Origin of the sequence: Arthrobacter sp. ZGTC131 (assembly GCF_002929275.1) — a bacterium.
GTDB lineage: Bacteria > Actinomycetota > Actinomycetes > Actinomycetales > Micrococcaceae > Arthrobacter.
Window position 1 is genome coordinate 111346 of record NZ_PJIK01000011.1, and the last position, 18555, is coordinate 129900.

The 18555-nt window shown below is 66.8% G+C and carries 16 protein-coding genes; 4 read left to right on the forward strand and 12 right to left on the reverse strand.

Annotated features, from left to right (window positions below; translation table 11 throughout):
- Positions 1 to 126 precede the first annotated feature (126 nt).
- From acnA to CXQ90_RS14785, 3 genes are all read right to left on the reverse strand, one after another.
- Positions 127 to 2937, reverse strand: a complete 2811-nt coding sequence (gene acnA / locus CXQ90_RS14775; protein ID WP_104140136.1) for an aconitate hydratase AcnA — start codon at positions 2935 to 2937, stop codon at positions 127 to 129.
- Positions 2938 to 3091: 154 nt separating this feature from the next.
- Positions 3092 to 4462, reverse strand: coding sequence for a class I SAM-dependent RNA methyltransferase (locus tag CXQ90_RS14780; protein ID WP_146068907.1), 1371 nt, complete (start codon positions 4460 to 4462; stop codon positions 3092 to 3094).
- Positions 4459 to 6435, reverse strand: a complete 1977-nt coding sequence (locus CXQ90_RS14785; protein ID WP_181038577.1) for an APC family permease — start codon at positions 6433 to 6435, stop codon at positions 4459 to 4461. Before CXQ90_RS14785 ends, CXQ90_RS14780 begins: the two co-directional genes overlap by 4 nt.
- 94 nt (positions 6436 to 6529) lie before the next feature.
- Between CXQ90_RS14785 and CXQ90_RS14790 the strand changes: the two genes are divergently transcribed.
- Entirely contained in the window at positions 6530 to 7201 is a 672-nt protein-coding gene (locus tag CXQ90_RS14790; protein ID WP_104140138.1) for a TrkA family potassium uptake protein, read from the forward strand.
- Positions 7202 to 7981 carry a TrkA family potassium uptake protein gene (locus CXQ90_RS14795; RefSeq protein ID WP_104140139.1) on the forward strand — a complete coding sequence of 260 codons (780 nt, stop codon included), beginning with the start codon at positions 7202 to 7204 and terminating at the stop codon, positions 7979 to 7981.
- Here the strand turns inward: CXQ90_RS14795 and CXQ90_RS14800 are convergent.
- The 4 genes from CXQ90_RS14800 to dut all read right to left on the reverse strand — a co-directional run bounded on the left by CXQ90_RS14800 (position 7948) and on the right by dut (position 10386).
- Positions 7948 to 8706 carry a DUF3159 domain-containing protein gene (locus CXQ90_RS14800; RefSeq protein WP_104140140.1) on the reverse strand — a complete coding sequence of 253 codons (759 nt, stop codon included), beginning with the start codon at positions 8704 to 8706 and terminating at the stop codon, positions 7948 to 7950. The two genes, CXQ90_RS14795 and CXQ90_RS14800, sit on opposite strands and share 34 nt — an antisense overlap.
- A complete protein-coding gene (locus CXQ90_RS14805) occupies positions 8703 to 9032 on the reverse strand; it encodes an OB-fold nucleic acid binding domain-containing protein (protein ID WP_104140141.1) in 330 nt (109 codons plus the stop codon). The genes CXQ90_RS14800 and CXQ90_RS14805 overlap by 4 nt, the downstream gene beginning before the upstream one ends.
- On the reverse strand, positions 9025 to 9738 hold the full coding sequence (locus CXQ90_RS14810; RefSeq protein WP_104140142.1) for a DUF3710 domain-containing protein: 714 nt from the start codon (positions 9736 to 9738) through the stop codon (positions 9025 to 9027). Before CXQ90_RS14810 ends, CXQ90_RS14805 begins: the two co-directional genes overlap by 8 nt.
- 123 nt (positions 9739 to 9861) lie before the next feature.
- Positions 9862 to 10386: a dUTP diphosphatase gene (dut, locus tag CXQ90_RS14815; protein WP_104140180.1), complete on the reverse strand. Its 525-nt coding sequence runs from the start codon at positions 10384 to 10386 to the stop codon at positions 9862 to 9864.
- Positions 10387 to 10516: 130 nt separating this feature from the next.
- On the opposite strand from dut, the gene CXQ90_RS14820 reads away from it, so the two are divergent.
- The gene (locus CXQ90_RS14820; protein WP_104140143.1) at positions 10517 to 11005 is read left to right on the forward strand and encodes a DUF3093 domain-containing protein; all 489 of its coding nucleotides are present in this window, start codon (positions 10517 to 10519) and stop codon (positions 11003 to 11005) included.
- A gap of 28 nt (positions 11006 to 11033) precedes the next feature.
- Here CXQ90_RS14820 and CXQ90_RS14825 read toward each other — a convergent pair whose 3' ends face one another.
- Positions 11034 to 11333 carry a DUF4193 domain-containing protein gene (locus CXQ90_RS14825; protein WP_104140144.1) on the reverse strand — a complete coding sequence of 100 codons (300 nt, stop codon included), beginning with the start codon at positions 11331 to 11333 and terminating at the stop codon, positions 11034 to 11036.
- Positions 11334 to 11606: 273 nt separating this feature from the next.
- Here CXQ90_RS14825 and sepH point away from each other — a divergent pair, with 273 nt between their 5' ends.
- Positions 11607 to 13022, forward strand: coding sequence for a septation protein SepH (gene sepH / locus CXQ90_RS14830; protein WP_104140145.1), 1416 nt, complete (start codon positions 11607 to 11609; stop codon positions 13020 to 13022).
- 28 nt (positions 13023 to 13050) lie between these two features.
- Here sepH and CXQ90_RS14835 read toward each other — a convergent pair whose 3' ends face one another.
- Genes CXQ90_RS14835 through CXQ90_RS14850 form a run of 4 tightly spaced genes read right to left on the reverse strand, consistent with a single transcriptional unit; the run spans position 13051 to position 18516 of the window.
- Positions 13051 to 13779 carry a thymidine kinase gene (locus CXQ90_RS14835; RefSeq protein WP_104140146.1) on the reverse strand — a complete coding sequence of 243 codons (729 nt, stop codon included), beginning with the start codon at positions 13777 to 13779 and terminating at the stop codon, positions 13051 to 13053.
- Positions 13772 to 15040 (reverse strand): alkaline phosphatase family protein, encoded by a 1269-nt coding sequence (locus CXQ90_RS14840; protein WP_104140147.1) that lies wholly within the window; start codon positions 15038 to 15040, stop codon positions 13772 to 13774. Before CXQ90_RS14840 ends, CXQ90_RS14835 begins: the two co-directional genes overlap by 8 nt.
- Position 15041: 1 nt before the next feature.
- The gene (locus CXQ90_RS14845; protein WP_104140148.1) at positions 15042 to 15782 is read right to left on the reverse strand and encodes a DUF5998 family protein; all 741 of its coding nucleotides are present in this window, start codon (positions 15780 to 15782) and stop codon (positions 15042 to 15044) included.
- 43 nt (positions 15783 to 15825) lie between these two features.
- Positions 15826 to 18516, reverse strand: coding sequence for a bifunctional GNAT family N-acetyltransferase/acetate--CoA ligase family protein (locus CXQ90_RS14850; protein ID WP_104140149.1), 2691 nt, complete (start codon positions 18514 to 18516; stop codon positions 15826 to 15828).
- Positions 18517 to 18555: the final 39 nt, after the last annotated feature.

Consider the following 18555-nt stretch of genomic DNA (forward strand, 5'->3'; position numbering starts at 1 on the left):
GGTGGTAGACGTGCCTTTTAACTCTAACGCCTTTGCCGCGGCAGTCGCGCCGGAACGCGAAGGCCCCGGCCGGTCTGTGACCGGCCGAGGCCTTCTCTGCGCTACCGGAACTGGCCGGCGACTCGCCTAGTTCGTGGAGATCTGGCGCAGGACGTACTGCAGAATGCCGCCGTTGCGGTAGTAGTCGGCTTCGCCCGGGGTGTCGATGCGGAGCACGGCATCGAACGACTTGGCGGTGTCGTCCTCGGCGGTGGCCGTGACCTTGAGGGTCTTCGGCGTGGTGCCTTCGTTCAGGGCGGTGACGCCCTCAACCGCAAAGGTTTCCGTGCCCGTCAGCCCCAGTGTGGCAGCGGACTCGCCGGCCGGGAACTGCAGCGGAAGTACGCCCATGCCGATCAGGTTCGAGCGGTGGATGCGCTCGTAGCTTTCGGCGATGACAGCCTTGACGCCCAGCAGCGCGGTGCCCTTGGCTGCCCAGTCACGGGACGAGCCGGAACCGTACTCCTTGCCAGCCAGGACCACCAGCGGAGTGCCGGCGGCCTGGTAGTTCTGGGCGGCGTCGTAGACGTAGGCCTGCGGGCCGTCCGCCTGGGTGAAGTCGCGGGTGAAGCCGCCCTCCACGCCGTCAAGCAGCTGGTTCTTGATGCGGATGTTGGCGAAGGTGCCGCGGATCATGACCTCGTGGTTGCCACGGCGCGAGCCGTACGAGTTGAAGTCCTTGCGCTCCACGCCGTTGGCCAGGAGGTACTGGCCGGCCGGGGTGTCCGACTTGAAGGACCCCGCCGGGGAGATGTGGTCCGTGGTGACGGAATCGCCGAGCTTGAGCAGCACGCGGGCACCGGAGATGTCAGTGACGGGCTCCGGCTTGGCCTTCATGCCCTCAAAGTACGGGGGCTTCCGGACATACGTGGACTTCTCATCCCAGGCAAAGGTGTCGCCGGCCGGGGTGTCGAGGGCCTTCCAGCGGTCGTCGCCGTCGAAGACGCCCTCGTAGCCGCGGGCGAACATTTCCTTGTCGATCGAGGAATCGATGACCTGCTGGACCTCGACCGGGTTCGGCCAGATGTCCTTCAGGAAGACCTCGTTGCCTGCTTCGTCCTGTCCGAGGGAGTCGGTGTCGAAGTCGAAGTCCATGGAACCGGCCAGGGCGTAGGCGATGACCAGCGGCGGGGAAGCCAGGTAGTTCATCTTCACGTCCGGGTTGATCCGGCCTTCGAAGTTGCGGTTACCGGACAGCACGGCGGTGACGGAAAGGTCGTTGGCCTGGATGGCCTCGGAGATTTCGGCGTCGAGCGGGCCGGAGTTGCCGATGCAGGTGGCGCAGCCGTAGCCCACGATGTAGAAGCCGAGCTTCTCCAGGTACGGGGTGAGGCCGGACTTCTCGTAGTAGTCGGTGACTACCTTGGAGCCGGGAGCCACGGAGGTCTTGACCCACGGCTTGGAGGTCAGGCCCTTGTCCACGGCGTTGCGCGCCAGCAGTGCTGCGGCGAGCATCACGGATGGGTTGGACGTGTTGGTGCAGGACGTGATCGAGGCGATGGACACCGCTCCGTGGTCCAGCTCGAACTCGCGGCCGTCTTCGGTGACAACGTGCACCGGCGTGGACGGACGCCCCTCAGCGCCGTTCGCGGCGGAGACCACGCGTGCGGTTTCCGTGGTGTGGGAATCAGCGTGGGTGAACGAGGGCGGATCGGAGGCCGGGAAAGACTCTTCCAGGGACTCGTCCACGCTGCCGTCTTCGATGCTCACGTAGTTGTGGATGTCCTTGCGGAACTGCTCCTTGGCATCCGTGAGCTCGATGCGGTCCTGGGGACGCTTCGGGCCGGAGATGGAGGGAACAACCGTGGACAGGTCCAGCTCGAGGTACTCGGAGAACTTGATCTCGTGCGAAGGATCGTGCCAGAGGCCCTGTTCCTTCGCGTAGGCCTCCACGAGCGCGACGTTCTGCTCGGAGCGGCCGGTGAGGCGCAGGTAGTCGAGTGTGACGTCGTCGATCGGGAACATTGCCGCCGTGGAGCCGAACTCCGGGCTCATGTTGCCGATGGTGGCGCGGTTGGCCAGCGGCACTGCCGCGACACCTTCGCCGTAGAACTCCACGAACTTGCCCACAACGCCGTGCTTGCGCAGCTGCTCGGTGATGGTGAGGACGACGTCCGTGGCGGTAGCGCCGGCCGGGATGGACCCGGTCAGCTTGAAGCCCACGACGCGCGGGATCAGCATGGAAACGGGCTGGCCCAGCATTGCGGCCTCGGCTTCAATACCGCCAACGCCCCAGCCCAGCACGCCCAGGCCGTTGACCATGGTGGTGTGCGAGTCGGTGCCGACGCAGGTGTCCGGGTAGGCCCGGACGACGCCGTCGATTTCGCGGGTCATGACGGTGCGGGCCAGGTACTCGATGTTGACCTGGTGCACAATGCCGGTTCCCGGCGGGACGACCTTGAAGTCGTCGAACGCGGTCTGGCCCCAGCGCAGGAACTGGTAGCGCTCACCGTTGCGCTGGTATTCGATCTCCATATTGCGCTCCAGTGCGCCGGAGTTGCCGAAGGCATCGATCTGCACCGAGTGGTCAATCACCATCTCGGCCGGAGCCAGCGGGTTCACCCTCTTCGGATCGCCGCCAAGCTCCTTGACCGCCTCACGCATGGTGGCAAGGTCCACAACGCAGGGCACGCCAGTGAAGTCCTGCATGATCACGCGGGCGGGCGTGAACTGGATTTCAGTGTCGGGCTGGGCATTCGGATCCCACCCTGCCAAGGCGCGGACGTGATCGGCAGTGATGTTCGCGCCGTCCTCGGTCCTCAACAGGTTTTCAAGCAATACCTTGAGGCTGAACGGAAGGTTTTCTGAACCTTCAACGGAGTTCAACCGGAAAATTTCGTATTCGGTACCGGCTACATTAAGTTTGCCTTTTGAACCGAAGCTGTCCACAATGCTCATCGCAGGACTCCTCTCGCAACAGTTTCATCTTTGTCGCGCGGTAGACCGCTTGCTAGTTAGGTCATCCTAATTAGTACAAGGTCATACAAAAGAGCATGGGGTCAGCCGAGAATTCGGCGCGCGACGTGGGACTACTAGGCCCATCCTAGTCACATCAGCCGCGGGGAGTCAGCAGTGCCACCGTCTCCAAATGGTGCGTGTGCGGGTACAGGTCGAACGCCCGGAGCGCCGAGAGAGACCACCCGCCCTGCTGGAAGTACCCGACGTCACGGGCAAACGATGCGGGGTCGCAGGACACGTAGGCGATGGCACGGGGATTTGCGGCCATCAGCTGGCCTACCACTGCCTTGCCCGCACCGGCACGCGGCGGATCCAGCAGGAGGGCGTCAAAGCTGCGCGGGTTCTGGCGCAGCACGCGTTCCACGCGGCCCTGCACGATTTCGACCTGCGGGGCACCGTGCAGGTTTTTCCGGGCGTCCCGGCTGGTTCCGGGGGCGCCTTCCACCGACAGCACGGTACCGGTCACACCGACGGCGTCGGCGAGCGGTGCCGTGAACAGTCCAGCCCCGGCGTAGAGATCGGCGACCGCCGCTCCGGGCTCCAGGAAACCGCCGTCGTGCAGGAATCCGGTCACTGCGCCCACCAGGGTTTCCGGGGCGTCGCGGTGGATCTGCCAGAAGCCGGCACCCGTGACCCGGTAATCGTGGCCGGCAGCGGACTCCTGGACCCAGGTGCGGCCGCGCAGCTGCAGAGTCTCATCCTTGAGGGGGTCGTAGCTGGCCACGGAAACATCGGCGGGAAGCTGGGCGAGGATGGTGCTGAGCCGCTTGGCGCGCGTCCCGGGCACGGGCGCGAGGAGCACCAGCGGCCGCGAGCCGTTGGCCGGCGCCGCCACTTCCACGCGCTCGATGCCCTGCAGGTCAATCTCCCACAGGCGCAGGGCGTTCACCCCGTCAACCGCAAGCGGCATCTCCCGCACCGGAATGACCTGGTCCGAACGGTGGGCGTGCATGCCCAGCTTGCCGCCGGCGGTCACCGCAAAACTAGCGCGGGTGCGCCACGCAAGGCCGGTGCCGCCGTCGTGGATCTCCGCGTCTGCGGCGCTAGCGGCGCCCACTGCTTCCACTTCGGTGGAAAGTTCGACGCCGGCGAGCCGCTTGAGCTGTTCGGCAAGCACTTCGCCTTTCAGGCTTCGCTGGCGGGACGGGGACACGTGGCCCAGTTCGGCACCGCCGACGGGCGGGTGCCCGTGCTCCCAGGAACTGACCGAATCTGCCACACGCCAGAAGTGCGGCACACGGTCCGGCGACGGTTCCAGGACGTCCACCACATCGGCCCGCCAGAATTTGGCTGACTCCCCCGCATCGGTGAGCCGGATCCGGGCACGCTCCCCGGGTATGCCGTGACGGACGAAGATCACTCGGCCTTCGTGCCGCGCCACGCAGTGCCCGCCGTGGGCCACGGAGCCGATTTCCACCACCAGTTCGGCGCCGATGGAGTTGGTCTTGGTGTCCGGCATGCTCATTGGATGTCCTGCAGTTTCTTTGCTTCTTCGGATGATTTGAGCTGCCAGGGAACACTGGCAACCATGACGCCTGGTTCAAAGTGGAGCCGGGTCTTGATGCGCAGCGCCGTCTGGTTGTGGACCAGCTGTTCCCACCACTTGCCCACCACGTATTCCGGGATGTAGACCACAATGAGGTCCCGGGGAGAGTCCCGGCGCATGTTCTTGACGTAATCCATGATGGGGGTGACCGTCTCGCGGTACGGGCTGGCGAGCACGGTCAGCGGGACGGGGATCTCAAGTTTGTCCCAGTCGGCCAGAGTGTGCGCTGTTTCCTCGGCGTTGATGTCCACGGTGATCGCGTCCAGCCGGGACGGGCGTGAGGCGCGCGCGTAGGCAAGGGCCCGGAGGACGGGCTTCCGGACGTGAGACACGAGCAGCACGGCGTGGACTCGGGTGGGGAGCGCGCGGGGCGAGGAGTCCTCGTCCACGGCCAGTTCCTTGGCCACATTGTCGTAGTGGGCGTGGATGCTCCACATGATGAGAAACAGCACGAGCATCGCCAGCAGGGCGATCCAGGCGCCCTGCTCGAACTTGGTGATGAGCACGATTACCAGCACCAACGAGGTCATGCCGAAGCCGATCATGTTGATGGTGCGGGACTTGAACATCCGGCGGCGCACCGCCTTGTCCTTGGCCAGCTTCAGCTCCCGGCCCCAGTGCCGGACCATGCCGAGCTGGCTAACCGTGAACGAAATGAAGACACCCACAATGTAGAGCTGGATGAGCTTGGTGACGTCGGCGTTGAAGGCGATGATCAGCACCAGGGCCCCGGCCGCCAGCGCAAGAACGCCATTGCTGAAGGCCAGCCGGTCACCGCGGGTGCGCAGCTGGCGCGGCAGGTAGCCGTCCTGGGCCAGGATGGAGCCGAGGACCGGGAAGCCGTTGAAGGCCGTGTTGGAGGCGAACACCAGGATCACCCCGGTGGCGGCGACCACGATAAAGAAGAAGATGCTACCCGGGCCGAAGATGGTCTGGGCGATCTGGCTGATGGCCGGACTCTGGATGTAATCTTCCGGCAGCGGCCGGCCGTTCAGGAGGAACTCTTTGGCCGGGTCCAGGACGATGTGCACCTTGGTGGCGTTGGCCAGGTAGATGATGCCGGCCAGCATGGACGAGGCGATCACGCCGAGCAGCAGCAGCGTGGTGGCTGCGTTCTTGCTCTTGGGTTTCCGGAAGTTCGGCACGCCGTTGCTGATGGCCTCGATACCGGTCAACGCGGCGGCGCCGGAAGAGAACGCCCGGAGCAGAAGGAAGGCACCGGCCAGTCCCACCAGGCCCTCGTCGAAGCCTTCCGCCGGCACGATCTCGAAGGCCGCCGACGGCGCCTCGCCCAGTTGGCCGGTGACCGCCTGGAAGACTCCGACAGCCGTCATGCCCAGGATGGATGCCATGAAGATATACGTGGGCACAGCGAACAGGCTGCCGGCCTCCCTGACGCCGCGCAGGTTCACCAGGGCCAGGATGATCACGCCGATGGTGGCCATCATGGCCTGCTGTCCGTGGAGCGACGGAACCGCGGTGGTGAGGTAGGTCGCGGCCGACGACATCGACACGGCGACGGTCAGCACGTAGTCCACGAGCAGCGCGGATGCCACGGTCAGCCCGGCGTACTTCCCCAGGTTCACGTTCGCGATCTCGTAGTCGCCGCCACCGGAAGGGTAGGCGTGGACGTTCTGCCGGTAGGAGGCCACGACCGTCAGCAGGACCACCATGACGGCCAGTCCCACGAGCGGGGAGAACGCCACAGCGCTGACGCCTGCCAGGGCCAACGTGAGCAGGATCTCGTCCGGAGCATAGGCCACGGAGGACAAAGCGTCCGAGGCGAAGACGGGCAGCGCGATCCGCTTCGGCAGGAGCGTATGGGCCAGCCGGTCGTTCCGGAACGGCCGCCCCACCAGGACCCGCTTCACGGCATTCAGAATTGTCAGCACCACACAAAGTTAGTCTGATTCGGACGCGATGTCATGGCAGGATTCCGGCGGTAGAGTCGTACCGAGCAGTCGGCGAGAAGTATGAGGAGACAGTGTGGCGCACTTCGTGATCATGGGATGTGGACGCGTGGGAGCAACGCTGGCGCACACGCTCGAGGATGCGGGCCATTCAGTGGCCATCATCGACCAGGATGACCGCGCCTTCCGTCGGCTCCGTTCCGGCTTCACCGGCCGGAAAGTGACCGGCGTCGGCTTTGACCGGGACACGCTCAAGCAGGCCGGGGTCGCCGACGCGTACGCGTTCGCCGCGGTTTCCAGCGGCGACAATTCCAACATCCTGGCCACCCGCGTGGCCCGCGAGACGTTCCATGTACCCCATGTTGTTGCCAGAATCTACGATCCCGGCCGTGCGGAGATCTACCAGCGCCTGGGCATTCCCACAGTCGCGGCCGTGCGCTGGAGCGCCGACCAGGTCCTTCGGCGCATCCTGCCGGAGCAGCACCTCGCCGGTGACTTCCGGGAGCCGTCCGGCCGCCTGGTGCTGGCCGAACTCGAACTGGATCCCGCCTGGATCGGCCATGCCGTGTCCTCGATCGAGAAGGCAGCCGACATCCGGATCGCCTACCTGACCCGGTTCGGCGAAGGCGTCCTTCCCACTCCCGGCACCTCGTACCAGGAAGGCGACACCATCCACGCCATGCTTCGTGTGGACCGCAGCGCCGAAGTGGCCCATGTTCTGGCCAAAGCACCCGCCAAGGAGTCTTAAGTGAAAGTCGTCATCGTCGGGGCCGGAAGCGTCGGCTCCTCGATCGCCCGTGAGCTGCTTGCCCACAAGCACGAGATTCTGCTGATCGATCTCAAACCGGAGGTCATTGGCCGGAGCGGGCTGCGCGGTGCGCACTGGCTGGTCGGTGACGCCTGCGAGCTCAGCACCCTGCAGGACGCGAAGCTCGACGACGCCGATGTAGTCGTATCGGCAACGGGCGATGACAAAGTCAATCTCGTCGTCTCGTTGCTTGCCAAGACCGAGTTCGGGGTCGGGCGCACCGTTGGCCGGGTCAACAACCCCAAGAACGACTGGATGTTCAATGACTCGTGGGGCGTCGACGTTGCCGTCAACACGCCGCAGCTCATGACGGCGCTGGTGGAGGAAGCCGTTGAAATCGGAGACCTCGTGCGCCTGCTGACGCTGCAGACCGGGGTGTCGTCCCTCGTTGAGTTCACGGTGCCCCATGACTCCCACGCGATCGGGCTGACAGTGGGCGACATCGACTGGCCCGAGGACTCGACACTCGTGGCCATCCTGAGGGACCAGGCCCCGATAACGCCCAGCCGGGACGACGTCATCGATGGCGGCGACGAGCTGTTCTTCGTCACCACCATCGCCGCCGAGGACCAGCTGCGGGAGCTCCTCTCCCCCGGCTCCAGCGAAGGGCGAGGTTCCGCCGAAGAGTCAGCCGGCGAGGCCGCTGCGGCGCAGCTGCCGGCCGGCGTCCAGCAGACGCGGCTGGATCAGTCGCCGGAGGATGACGGCTTCGAGGGCTGAACCACGGCGGCCGGTGCGGGCCGGGTGACCAGCCAGGCCAGCCACACGCCCAGGATGTACAGCGGAGCGCCCATGATGAGCCTTGTGGTTGCCAGCGCCGCCAGGCCGTCCGGCCCCATCAGGTAGAGCGGCACCTGAACCAGCAGGCGCAGGGCAAGCACTCCGACGATGATCCACGTGCCGAGCCGGTAGGCGCGGACACGGTCAGGGTTCCGGCGCCATTCCAGGCCCTCGTTCCGGATAAAACCGAACAGCAGCCCGGCGACGGGCCACTTGACGGCAATCGAGATGACCATGGCAGTGATGTAGGCGGCGTTGGCAAGGAATCCGGGCAGGTAGAAGTCCTCGGCCTTGCCGGTGCTGTTGGCGAACCACGCGGAGATGCCGACTCCGACGACGCCGGCCAGGGCCTGCGTCAGGGGGCGGCGCTGCACGAGCCGGACCACGGTAAACACGGCGGCAGTGCCGAGGGCTGCAATGAGCGACGGCGTCAACGCGCCTGTCGCGGTGAAAGTAATAAGGAAGAGCAGGCCCGGCAGGATGCTCTCCGCAATGCCCTGGTACCCCCCGGCACTCTTGAGGACGTCGATCTGACCGTCATGGGTGCGGTGCAGCCCGGCCTTGGACGCGTAGCCTTCGGCCAGCCCGGCAATGCCGGGACCCTCCGGCGCCGAGCCTGGCTCCTGCCGTCCCGTTCCCCGGTCCGGATTCTCAGGCAAAGTCATTGGTTCTCCTGGTGGGACAGTATTTCGTAACGGGGGTTGAAGATGGTGGGCAATCCGTCGCGCACCGTCAGCATGCCTTCCAGGCGAAGCTCGGTGCCGGCATCGATGCCCGGAATCCGGCGGCGCCCCAGCCAGATGACGCGGAGGCGGTTGCGTCGCACGGGCGCCGGACGGTCGTGGTCCGTAACGATGGCGGTGAACGCCGCCACGTGCGTTGCGGGCGCATAGGTCACCGATTCAATGAAGCCCTGGCACACGACGCGCCCCCGCTCCGGCAGGCCGCTGATGGGCACTGCCTCGCCCACGGGATGGCTGGCATCAACCAATCTGGGTGATCTCCGGACCGCGTTCGGGCTGCTGGAACTCCGGGGCGCCGGGCGGCACCGATCCGGTGGCGTCCTTGGGGAGCCGCAGCTGCAGAAGGTCACGGGGAGGCATGGGGTTGTCGCCGCGGATCACGACGATTTTCCGGAAAAGCTCCTCCAGGCCGGCCGCCGCAGCGCGGTCAAGCGCCGCTTCGCCTCCGAAGACCCCGCGGAGGAACCAGCGGGGACCGTCGACGCCGATGAACCGGGCAACGCGGTAGCCCTGGCTGCCGTCGGCCGATCCGGCCGGCAGCTTGGCCACCAGCTCCGGGCCGAAGTCGCCGGTGATTTCCTCGACCTGACCGCCCTGGCTGCCCACGGACTGGCCGATCTGTTCGCGGATTTCCTCCCAGAGTCCCTCCGAGCGCGGCGCAGCGAAGGCCTGCAGCTGCAGGCTGGATCCGTCCAGGTCCATGGTCACTGCCACGACCCGCTGCGTTGCCTCCTCGACCTCAAGCCTCAGCTGGAGACCATCACGCGGTGCGATGAGGAGGGCACCGAGATCCACGTAGCCGTCCCGGCTGCTGATCTCGGAGGCGTCGAAGGGACCGGAGGCGCTGCGGCCGTCGGCGGCGTCGTCAGCTGCATCAGCCGCGATGTCCGTCTCGACGTCCTCAGGCTCCGCCGCCTCGTGCTTCTTGGCTTTTCTGCCACGCCCAAAAACCATGGGTTGTCTCCTTAGTTGTGATCTTGCCGCGCAGGCCCCGCAGGCGCCGCGTCATGTCTTGCTGACCGCCGCGGCGTCGCGGGAGGCTTCGCCCTCACGGAACGCTCGGGGTGTCCGGTGAAGCTAGGCGCCCGGAACGGCGAAGCCGCCCGTGGAGCCGAAGCCTCCGGCACCGCGAACGGAGTCGTTCAACTCCCCCACGGCGACGAACTGCGCATGCTCCACGCGCTGGATGACCATCTGTGCAATTCTATCGCCGCGGCGCAGTTCTATGGCCTGGTCCCGGTCGGTGTTCAGCAACGTCACGGCGATTTCGCCGCGGTAGCCTGCGTCGACGGTTCCCGGTGCGTTAACCACCGTCAGCCCGTGTTTCGTGGCGAGGCCCGAGCGCGGGTGGATGAGGGCCACAAAGCCGTGCGGAAGGGCAATGGAGACGCCGGTCGGCACAAGCCGCCGTTCGCCAGGCTCCAGCACGACGTCCTCGCGTGCGCGCAAATCGGCTCCGGCGTCACCGGGGTGGGCGTAGGACGGCGCTTCCAGGCCGGCGTCGAGCATTTTCAGTTGAACCTGCACTGTCGGTGCTCCGAACCCTGCCGGAGCGGGCTCTGCCGGGGCGGCGGGTGCCGCTACGTGCGGCGGTGGCGTAATAGGCGTTATTTCGTCAGTCACAGTCCCTCACTCTATCGCCCGCGCGGTGCTTGCTCCTACCGAACCCGGGGCCGGCGGCGCCCCGTCCGGGCGGGATGAAATGGGACGGCAAAGGTGGAAAGCTGGGTGCATGCCCGATTCAAGCGCAGCCGTGCCTGCCCACCACCAGTCCTCCCCCGATGAAACCGTTCTGTTCAGCGAAAAGCTGTGGCCCGGCGTCTGGATCTGGCTGGTCGCGGCGGGCATCGCCGGTGCGGGCATCCTGGTTTTTGCCCCCATCAGCCTGGCGGCCGGCCTCACGGCTGCCGGCGTGCTTTTCGCCATCGAGGCGGTCCTGCTGATTCTGTCCACGCCTGCCGTGACCGTGACGGCGGGACGGCTGCAGGTGGGCCGGGCAAGTATTGAGCGCAGCCTCACGGGACAGGCAGATGCCTACCGCGGCAGCGAGGCGACGGCGGAACGCGGGACACGCCTGAACGGCCTGGCGTACCTGTGCATCCGCGGCTGGATCGATCCGGTGGTGCGCATCGAAATCACCGATCCCTCGGACCCCACTCCGTACTGGCTGACTTCCACGCGCCGCCCGGACGAGCTCGTCGCGGCGCTGACCGGAAAGTAGGCGGCCGGGAAGGCGGGCCGTATAAGGGCTAGCCTTCGCAGTCTTTGCAGTAAAAAAGGCCGTCCTTTTCGCGCGCGATCTGCGAGCGGTGCCGGACCAGGAAGCATGAAGAACAGGTGAACTCATCAGCCTGGGCCGGCATGACGCGGACCAGCAGTTCCTCGCCCGACAGGTCCGCGCCGGGCAATTCATATCCCTCGGCGAGGTCGGCTTCGTCCTCTTCGACGACTGCCGTCGGTTTATCGGCGCGGCGCGTTTTCAGCTCCTCAATGGAATCCTCATTGAGGTCCTCTTCGGTTTTCCTCGGCGCATCGTAATCTGTCGCCATGGTCTGCTGTTCACGCTCCGTCGACTCGCTTGATTAATTCATCTGATTAATTCACCCTGCACAACACCGGACCTCGTCATTTTGTGCCCTATCACGGGCACATTTTTCCCTAACCCGCAAGGAAAAGCCAGAGTCGGGCCAAAGACCTGCAGCGCTTTGGCCCTGCAGCACCGAAAGTCCCGGAATTTCGCGGCGCGCCCTCTGTCCTAACCCGAAAAGACCACCTTGGGTGGCAGAGTTTCGATTGATAGTAATGCCAGGGTGGAGGATTGTATGCAGGATCTACGGCTTGTAGGCGTCCACGACGACGGGGTGCATCTCCTGTTAAGCGGCACCGGCGGCGAAATGTTCCAGTTGCCGATCAACGAAGCATTACGTATGGCTGCCAGCCGGCCCTCTCTACGGACATCGGCGGCCAGCATCGTGGCCATGTCTCCCCGCGACATCCAGGCCAGGATCCGCAGCGGCTCCACAGCTGCGGAGGTGGCGGCAGCCTCGGGCATGCCGCTCGAAAAAGTTGAACGGTACGAGGGCCCGGTCCTGGCCGAGCGCGAATACGTTGCCCAGCAGGCCCGCAAGGTGGAAGTCGCTTCGCCGGCCCCGGGGCATGACATCTACCGGTCAGCGTTCGGTGACAACCCCGCGACTCTGGCCGACATGGTGGCCCACAGGCTCACGGCCCACGGCATTGCAGGGTCCTCGCTCGAGTGGGATTCCTGGCGCCGGCCCGACGGCACCTGGACGGTGGTGGCCAGGTTTGAGGTTGCGCCGGGCGGCCACGCCAGCATCGGCGAAGAACCCCCTGCCATGTGGACATTTAACCCCGCACGCAAGTCCCTGCAAAACGCCAACCGCTGGGCGCAGCAGCTCAGCGAACTGGAACCCCTGGACGGGCCGGTGCCCGCCCGGCGGCTCTCCGCAGTTTCTGACCGGCCCTTTGATTTTGAAACCGACGCCGAGGCCGCGGCCCGCACCGGTGCGGAGCACCAGAAGGAGGCCGACGGTCTTCTGGACATGCTGCGCTCCCGGCGGGGCCAGCGGATCGGTGTGGATGAGGACGGCGATGACGCCCTTGCCCTGCTGCTGACCAACGGAGTCCCTGCGGCCCATCCGAGGCCCTCGGAAGTGCCTGCCGGCGTCGACACCAGCGCGGAGCCCGAAGACGAGGCACCGGAATCCGCCGAAGCCGATCTGTCCGATGCCCCGGCCGCCCAGTTCGGCCAGCCGGGCCGCAGGCGCGACGCCCGGCCTTCGATGCTGTCCCGTCTCAGCCTCGCACCCCAGCACCAGGATGCCGACGACGATTCCCTGAAGCTTCACGACGGCGTCAGCACGGACACGCGGGAAATCACCATTGTGCCGTCCCGGCTGCGCCCGGTCAGCACCACGGATAGGGACAACTCCACAGCTTCTCCGTCGGACCCTGCAACTCGTGTTGCCGACGACGCAGCGGCGGACCGTCCAGCCGAAGGGCCGCAACGGCCGGCCGCCGCCAACGCCGGGCTGGATGAGTTGCTGGGCCGCGGGGCTCCCCGCCGCCGGTTGGAAGGCAACCGGACAGAGCCGGGCCAGGGCGCCACACCCCGCCCGGATCAGGATCGGGATGAACCTGAACGCCAGCCGTCGAGGCCGAAGCGCTCCAGCGTTCCCAGCTGGGACGAAATCGTCTTCGGCACCAGGGGCGACTGAGCCCTGACCCAGAAGGTCCGGAGTCAGCTCAGGCGTCTCCGGCCGCGGTCCTGTCGCCGGCTCCGTGCCAGAGGCACGCGTCAACCTCGAACGGCAGCAGCTGGTCCTGCTGGGCCATGATGTTGGCGCCGTGGGCGGTGACGCGGCGCATGAAGTGGCGCCGGCACAGCGTTTCGTAGCCCACGACCGGCATGTGGCCGGCCTCCGTGGACGCCGCATCGCCTGCCATGTCGACGTCGCCCACCACCACCTGCGCGCCCTCCATGACCATGACGCCGTCCACTGTCCGGGCGTTGTGCGTGGCGCGGCGTCCGCACCAGCACAGGGCTTCCACCTGGAGGACCTGGACGCGGTCCGCCAGTTCAATCAGCCTCTGCGAGCCGGGAAAGAGGCGCGTGCGGAAGTCTGCGGTGATGCCAAAGGCAAAGACGTCGACGTCGATCTCGTCGACTACCCGCGCAAGCTGCTCCACCTGGGCCGGCGAATAGAACTGGGCTTCGTCGCAGATGAGATAGTCAACGCGGATCCCCCGGGTGCGGCGGAGCACCACTTCGTCCCAGAAATCGGTCGTGTCCACCACCTCGACGGCGTCCGTCTCCAGCCCGAGGCGGCTGGAAATACGGAATCCGCCGGCGCGGTCGTTGCGGCTGAACCGCACCCCGCCGCGTCCGCGGGCGCGGTGGTTGTAGTCCATCTGGAGCGCCAGGGTTGATTTTCCGCAGTCCATGGTGCCCGAGAAAAAGACGAGTTCAGCCACGGGCTCCCCTCCGGCCGGCGGGCTTCCCCGTCGCCTGGAAGCAGAGCAGCGGCACTTCCCGTTCCGCCTTGGTAAGGGAGCCGTGCTGGCCCACCACCTCGAGGGCGGTCGGCCGCACGCGGCGGGTGTCGTAAAACGCCACGGCATCGCGGGCGGCGATCATCACGTCGCCCACGCGCCCCACAACTTCCGGCCGGACCGGGCCGAAGAGTCCGGCAGCCAGGGCTTCTTCCCGGGTAAAGGCCCAGATCCGGTCGCCGAACCGTCCGCGCCAGGCGGCAAGGAGACGCTGCCGTGCGTTCCCGTCGGCATCATCTTCGAGGTACAGGTGGACCATCCGCGGCTCGCCTGCCGTGTGGCGGACCCCGGCCACCAGCGGGGGTTCGGCGGAATAGTCGATGCGCTGCGCCTCTGCGACGTCCAGCATGCCGTGGTCGGCAGTGACCAGCACGGTGGCCCCGGTCGGGAGGGTGGCGTCCAAACGTTTGACGGTGGCATCCAGCTCTTCCAGCTGGTGTTCCCACTCCGGTGACTGGGAGCCGTGGCGGTGGCCGGCCTTGTCGAGGTCGTTCAGGTAGAAGTACATGAGGCAGGAATCCGTCCCCGCCATCGCTTCCGCGGCGGCGCCGGTCCGGGCGTGCGAGGTGGTCCCTGAAATGAACCTTCCGCCACGCAGCGCCGCGAGGGTCATGGGCGAACTGCCGAACTGGGGAAGGCTGACGGTGGCGACGTCAACCTGCTGGGCCGCGCGTTCGAAGACCGTGGGGAAGGGCTGCCATACCAGCGGGTCCACGCCGGTATCCCAGTTGCCCAGCATGTTAACCACCTTGTCCTGCGCAGGATCCAGGACGTCGTACCCCACCAGTCCGTGCTGGCCGGGGGCGAGCCCGGTGCCGAGGCTGGCAAGGGACGCCGCCGTGGTGGAGGGGAACGCCGAATCCAGCCATACGGGGACTGCACCCTGCCCCTGCTGCATGATCGCGCGGAGGAACGGCGTATGCGCGGACTTCTGCTTGAGCAGGCTGCGGCCCAGACCGTCGGCGAGAACCACGCAGATGCGTTTGGCCGGCGGCAGCGCCAGCGCATTCTCGAACCCGTCCAGCCCGAGGCTCGCCGCTGCGCTGGTCAGTACTTCCGCGACGGAGCGCCGTCCATAGGCCGGGGCGGCAGGCAGTTCGGGCCCGGCCTGTTGCGAGGACCCGGACGGCTCCTGGCGAAGCGTTGACGGGGCGGAAAAGGACGATTCGTGTTCCGGCCCCATCTCAGCGCTGGTGCCCGCGGCTCAGGCGGTTCGAGAAGACGCCCATTCGGGGACGTGGCTGGGGTGTGGGCAGCCCGTGCTGCACCGGGGCGGCGGAGGCGGTGTTCACGGCACGGAGGGCACGGGCAAACAGCTTGGCATCCTGGACTGCCTGCAGTCCGTCCGCCTCGGCGCTGATGCGCAGGACGATGTCCTCCTGGGCGATGGTTCCGCTGTACCCGTGGTCGGCCTCGCACTGCGGATCTCCGCAACTTGCCGGCCCCATGTCCAGCCGCTGCCCGCCGGACCATGCGATGGAAAGGGTCACTTCGCGGACCGGATCGGACGGCTTGTAGTTCTGCGGCTGCGAGTACATGTAGCTGAGCACCACCGAACGGATCTGGGTGACGGGCACCGACTCCGTGGAAATCTGCGCCACGATCTGTTCGCCCGCCTCATCCAGCTGCTGGTCGTCCACGTGGGTGATCACCAGCATGTCGTCGGTGAGGACCAGCACGGTGATATGCCGCCGGACCTCGGCGCGGTCGAAGTGCGTTTCCAAGTGGACCAGGTGGGCCACGCAGTCCCGGCCGTCCAGGGCGTCGTCGACGACGTCCGCCACCAGCCGGGGGTAGAAGCCGGCCTGCTGGAGCGCGCCTTCGAGGCTCTGGCCCTGAGCGCTGTGGTGGTGTGAGCTGTGGTGGAAAGCCTGCGGGCTGTGGTCGGGCGCTTGAGGCTTCGAAGTGGGAGGCTGGGAGCTCATTTCCCCATTTTCACAGATCGGCTTGGCACATGCTAACCCGGCGTCAACTGCGCATGGCCCGCCGTGCGCTGTCCGTGCGCTGCGCAGCGTTGGCGATCCGGACGTCGGCGGCCAGGATAAACGCACCCTGCGGAGTGGCCAGGACGGGGTTGAACTCCACGAGCGCGATTTCCGGGTGGGCGTCCTTGAGCCGTGCCAGGCGGGCGGCGAGGTCCTCGAGGGCGGCAACGTCGACCGCGGGCAGGCCCTGGTAGCCGAAGAGCTTCCGGGACGCCCGGGGGCTGCGGATGAACTCCCGGAGGTCGGCGGCGGACAACGGCGGCACCCGGTGCGCCCAGTCGTCGAGCAGGTTCACCGCGTCACCGGCCAGCCCGAAGGAGACCACCGGTCCCAGCAGCGGATCCTCGATGGCGCGGAATGTGCAGGCCTGGCCCACCGGTGCCATCGCCTGGACCTCCAAGGATGACGATCCGTAGGGCTCAAGTGCGCGGCGCATCTGGAGGATGTTCAACCGCAGGGAATCCGGGTCCTGGATGTCCAAGCGCACGCCGCCCAGATCGAGCCTGTGGCGCAGCATCGGGTCAGTGGTCTTCAGGGCCACCGGCCAGCCCAGCCTTGCGGCTGCTTCGACGGCTTCATCGGCGGTATCAAAGCCGGCGGCGGGCAGCACCTCAATTCCGTAGTGCCCGAGCAGTCGCGCGGCGTCCGCGGCATCCAGCTGCTTCAGCTGTTCGCCCCGGACATCCGCCAGCAGCCTCTCGAGATCGGCATGGGCGGCGTCCGCATCGCACCCGTCAGGCTCGGCAAAGAGGCCCTGGTCGCGGCCCGCCCACTCGGCGTAGCGCACCACGGCGGCAAGGGCGGCGACGGCGGCCCCGGGGTTTGAGTAGCACGGGACCGGCGACGTGCCGGCGTCCTCCCCCACCATGCCCTCCACGTACACGGACGGGTCCAGGATTCCGGTGAAAGCCGCAACCACGGGCTTTCCTGCCTCGGCCGAACACGAAGCCAGGACGCCCGCGATGTTCTCCACGGTAAGTCCGCGGGCCGGAAGGAACGCCACCACCGCCGCGTGCACGGCCTCCATGGCGAGGGCTTCCCGCAGCCTGTCCCGCAGGGCCGGCAGCGCCAGCGACATGCCGGCGTCGAGATCCAGTTCCGTCACGAGCTGTTCCACACCAAGGCCCTGGGCGGACGCACTGTCCGCCACCACCTTCCCCAGGGCCCCCGAGTTGCTGAAGACCGCCACCCCGGCGCCCTTCGGCAGCGGCTGGCCGGACACGATCTGCGCCACGTCCATGAGCTGTTCGATGGTCTCCACGCGGATCACGCCCGCCTGGCGCATCATCGCGTCCAAGGCGCCGGCGGGGGCCTGCGTGGTCCGGACGGCGTGCCCGGGCGGAAGCTGGAGGCCCATGGAATTGGACTTGGCCACGATGACGGGTTTGGTCAGGGCCAGCCGGCGTGCCAGCCGTGAGAATTTGCGCGGGTTGCCGATCGACTCCAGATACAGGCCCACGGCGGTGGTGTCGGCGTCGTCCTCCCAGAACTGCATCATGTCGTTGCCGGAAACGTCCGCACGGTTACCGGCGGAGAGGAAGCTGGAGATGCCGGCGCGGCGTCGGCTGGAAGCCGCGTACAGCGCCACTCCGATGGCCGCCGACTGGCTGAAGAGCCCCAGACCGCCGCGGCGGGCCAGGCCGGGCGCCATGGAGGCGTTGAGGGAGACAGCCGGATTGGTGTTGACGATGCCCAGCGACGCAGGGCCGATCACCCGCATGCCGTTGGCCCTCGCCTGCCGGACAAGGGCGCGCTGGCGCGCCAGGCCGCGCTCGCCGTCCTCGGCGAAGCCTGCCGAGGCCACCAGGACCCCCTTGACTCCGGCGGCCGCGCACTCATCCACCACCTTGGGGACTTCCTCGTACGGAACGGCGATGATGGCCAACTGGACGGTGCCGGGCACTTCGGCAAGCCGGCCAAAGGACAGCATTCCGGCGAGCTCGAACGCCTCAGGGTTAATGGCGTAGACGGGGCCGGTAAAGCCGCCTTCAATGATGTGCTCGAGGAACTGGTAGCCGATCTTTCCCCATTTGCGGCTTGCGCCGATCACGGCCAGCGACGACGGCGCCAGCAGGTCCTGCACGCTCCTCGCCTCGGCGCGGTGCTCCCGGGATTCCATCACGGCACGCGATTTGTCCGTGGGGTCGATGTTGAACTCCAGGCTGACCACGCCGTCGTCGAAATGGCGCTTGACGTCGTAACCCGCATCGGAAAACACCATCAGCATCTTGCGGTTCTCGGGAAGGACCTCGGCACTGAACCGGCGGATCCCGTTTTCCCGGGCGGCGGCCGCCAGGTGCTCCAGGAGGATGGACCCGATGCCGCGGCCCTGGTGGGCGTCGGCGATGTTGAAGGCCACTTCCGCCTCCGCCGGATCGTCCAGGCGGTCGTAGCGGCCGATCCCGATGATGTCCCCGCCGATGGTGATCACCAGCGCGACGCGGTCCCGGTAATCCACCTCCGTGAACCGCTTGAGTTCCTTGTTCGAGAGCCGGGCCTTGAAAGCGAAGAACCGCATGTAGATGGAGTCCTGGGACTGGCCCGTGTGGAACGCCTGCACGGCGTCAGAATCGGCGGGGTGAATGGGGCGCAAATGTGCCGTCCCGCCGTCCCGCAGGACGACATCGGCTTCCCAATATTCCGGATATACGCCGTCCGCGGGCTGATCCACCATAGGCTTAGCCTAGCTAAGACTCCCGAAGTGCACCCCAAA

Bases quoted from the DNA above. Each gene is read 5' to 3' on its own strand.
- acnA (WP_104140136.1), bottom strand. From the start codon at position 2,937: ATGAGCATTGTGGACAGCTTCGGTTCAAAAGGCAAACTTAATGTAGCC.
- CXQ90_RS14780 (WP_146068907.1), bottom strand. From the start codon at position 4,462: ATGAGCATGCCGGACACCAAGACCAACTCCATCGGCGCCGAACTGGTG.
- CXQ90_RS14800 (WP_104140140.1), bottom strand. From the start codon at position 8,706: ATGACTTTGCCTGAGAATCCGGACCGGGGAACGGGACGGCAGGAGCCA.
- CXQ90_RS14810 (WP_104140142.1), bottom strand. From the start codon at position 9,738: ATGGTTTTTGGGCGTGGCAGAAAAGCCAAGAAGCACGAGGCGGCGGAG.
- CXQ90_RS14820 (WP_104140143.1), top strand. From the start codon at position 10,517: ATGCCCGATTCAAGCGCAGCCGTGCCTGCCCACCACCAGTCCTCCCCC.
- CXQ90_RS14825 (WP_104140144.1), bottom strand. From the start codon at position 11,333: ATGGCGACAGATTACGATGCGCCGAGGAAAACCGAAGAGGACCTCAAT.
- sepH (WP_104140145.1), top strand. From the start codon at position 11,607: ATGCAGGATCTACGGCTTGTAGGCGTCCACGACGACGGGGTGCATCTC.
- CXQ90_RS14840 (WP_104140147.1), bottom strand. From the start codon at position 15,040: ATGGGGCCGGAACACGAATCGTCCTTTTCCGCCCCGTCAACGCTTCGC.
- CXQ90_RS14845 (WP_104140148.1), bottom strand. From the start codon at position 15,782: ATGAGCTCCCAGCCTCCCACTTCGAAGCCTCAAGCGCCCGACCACAGC.
- CXQ90_RS14850 (WP_104140149.1), bottom strand. From the start codon at position 18,516: ATGGTGGATCAGCCCGCGGACGGCGTATATCCGGAATATTGGGAAGCC.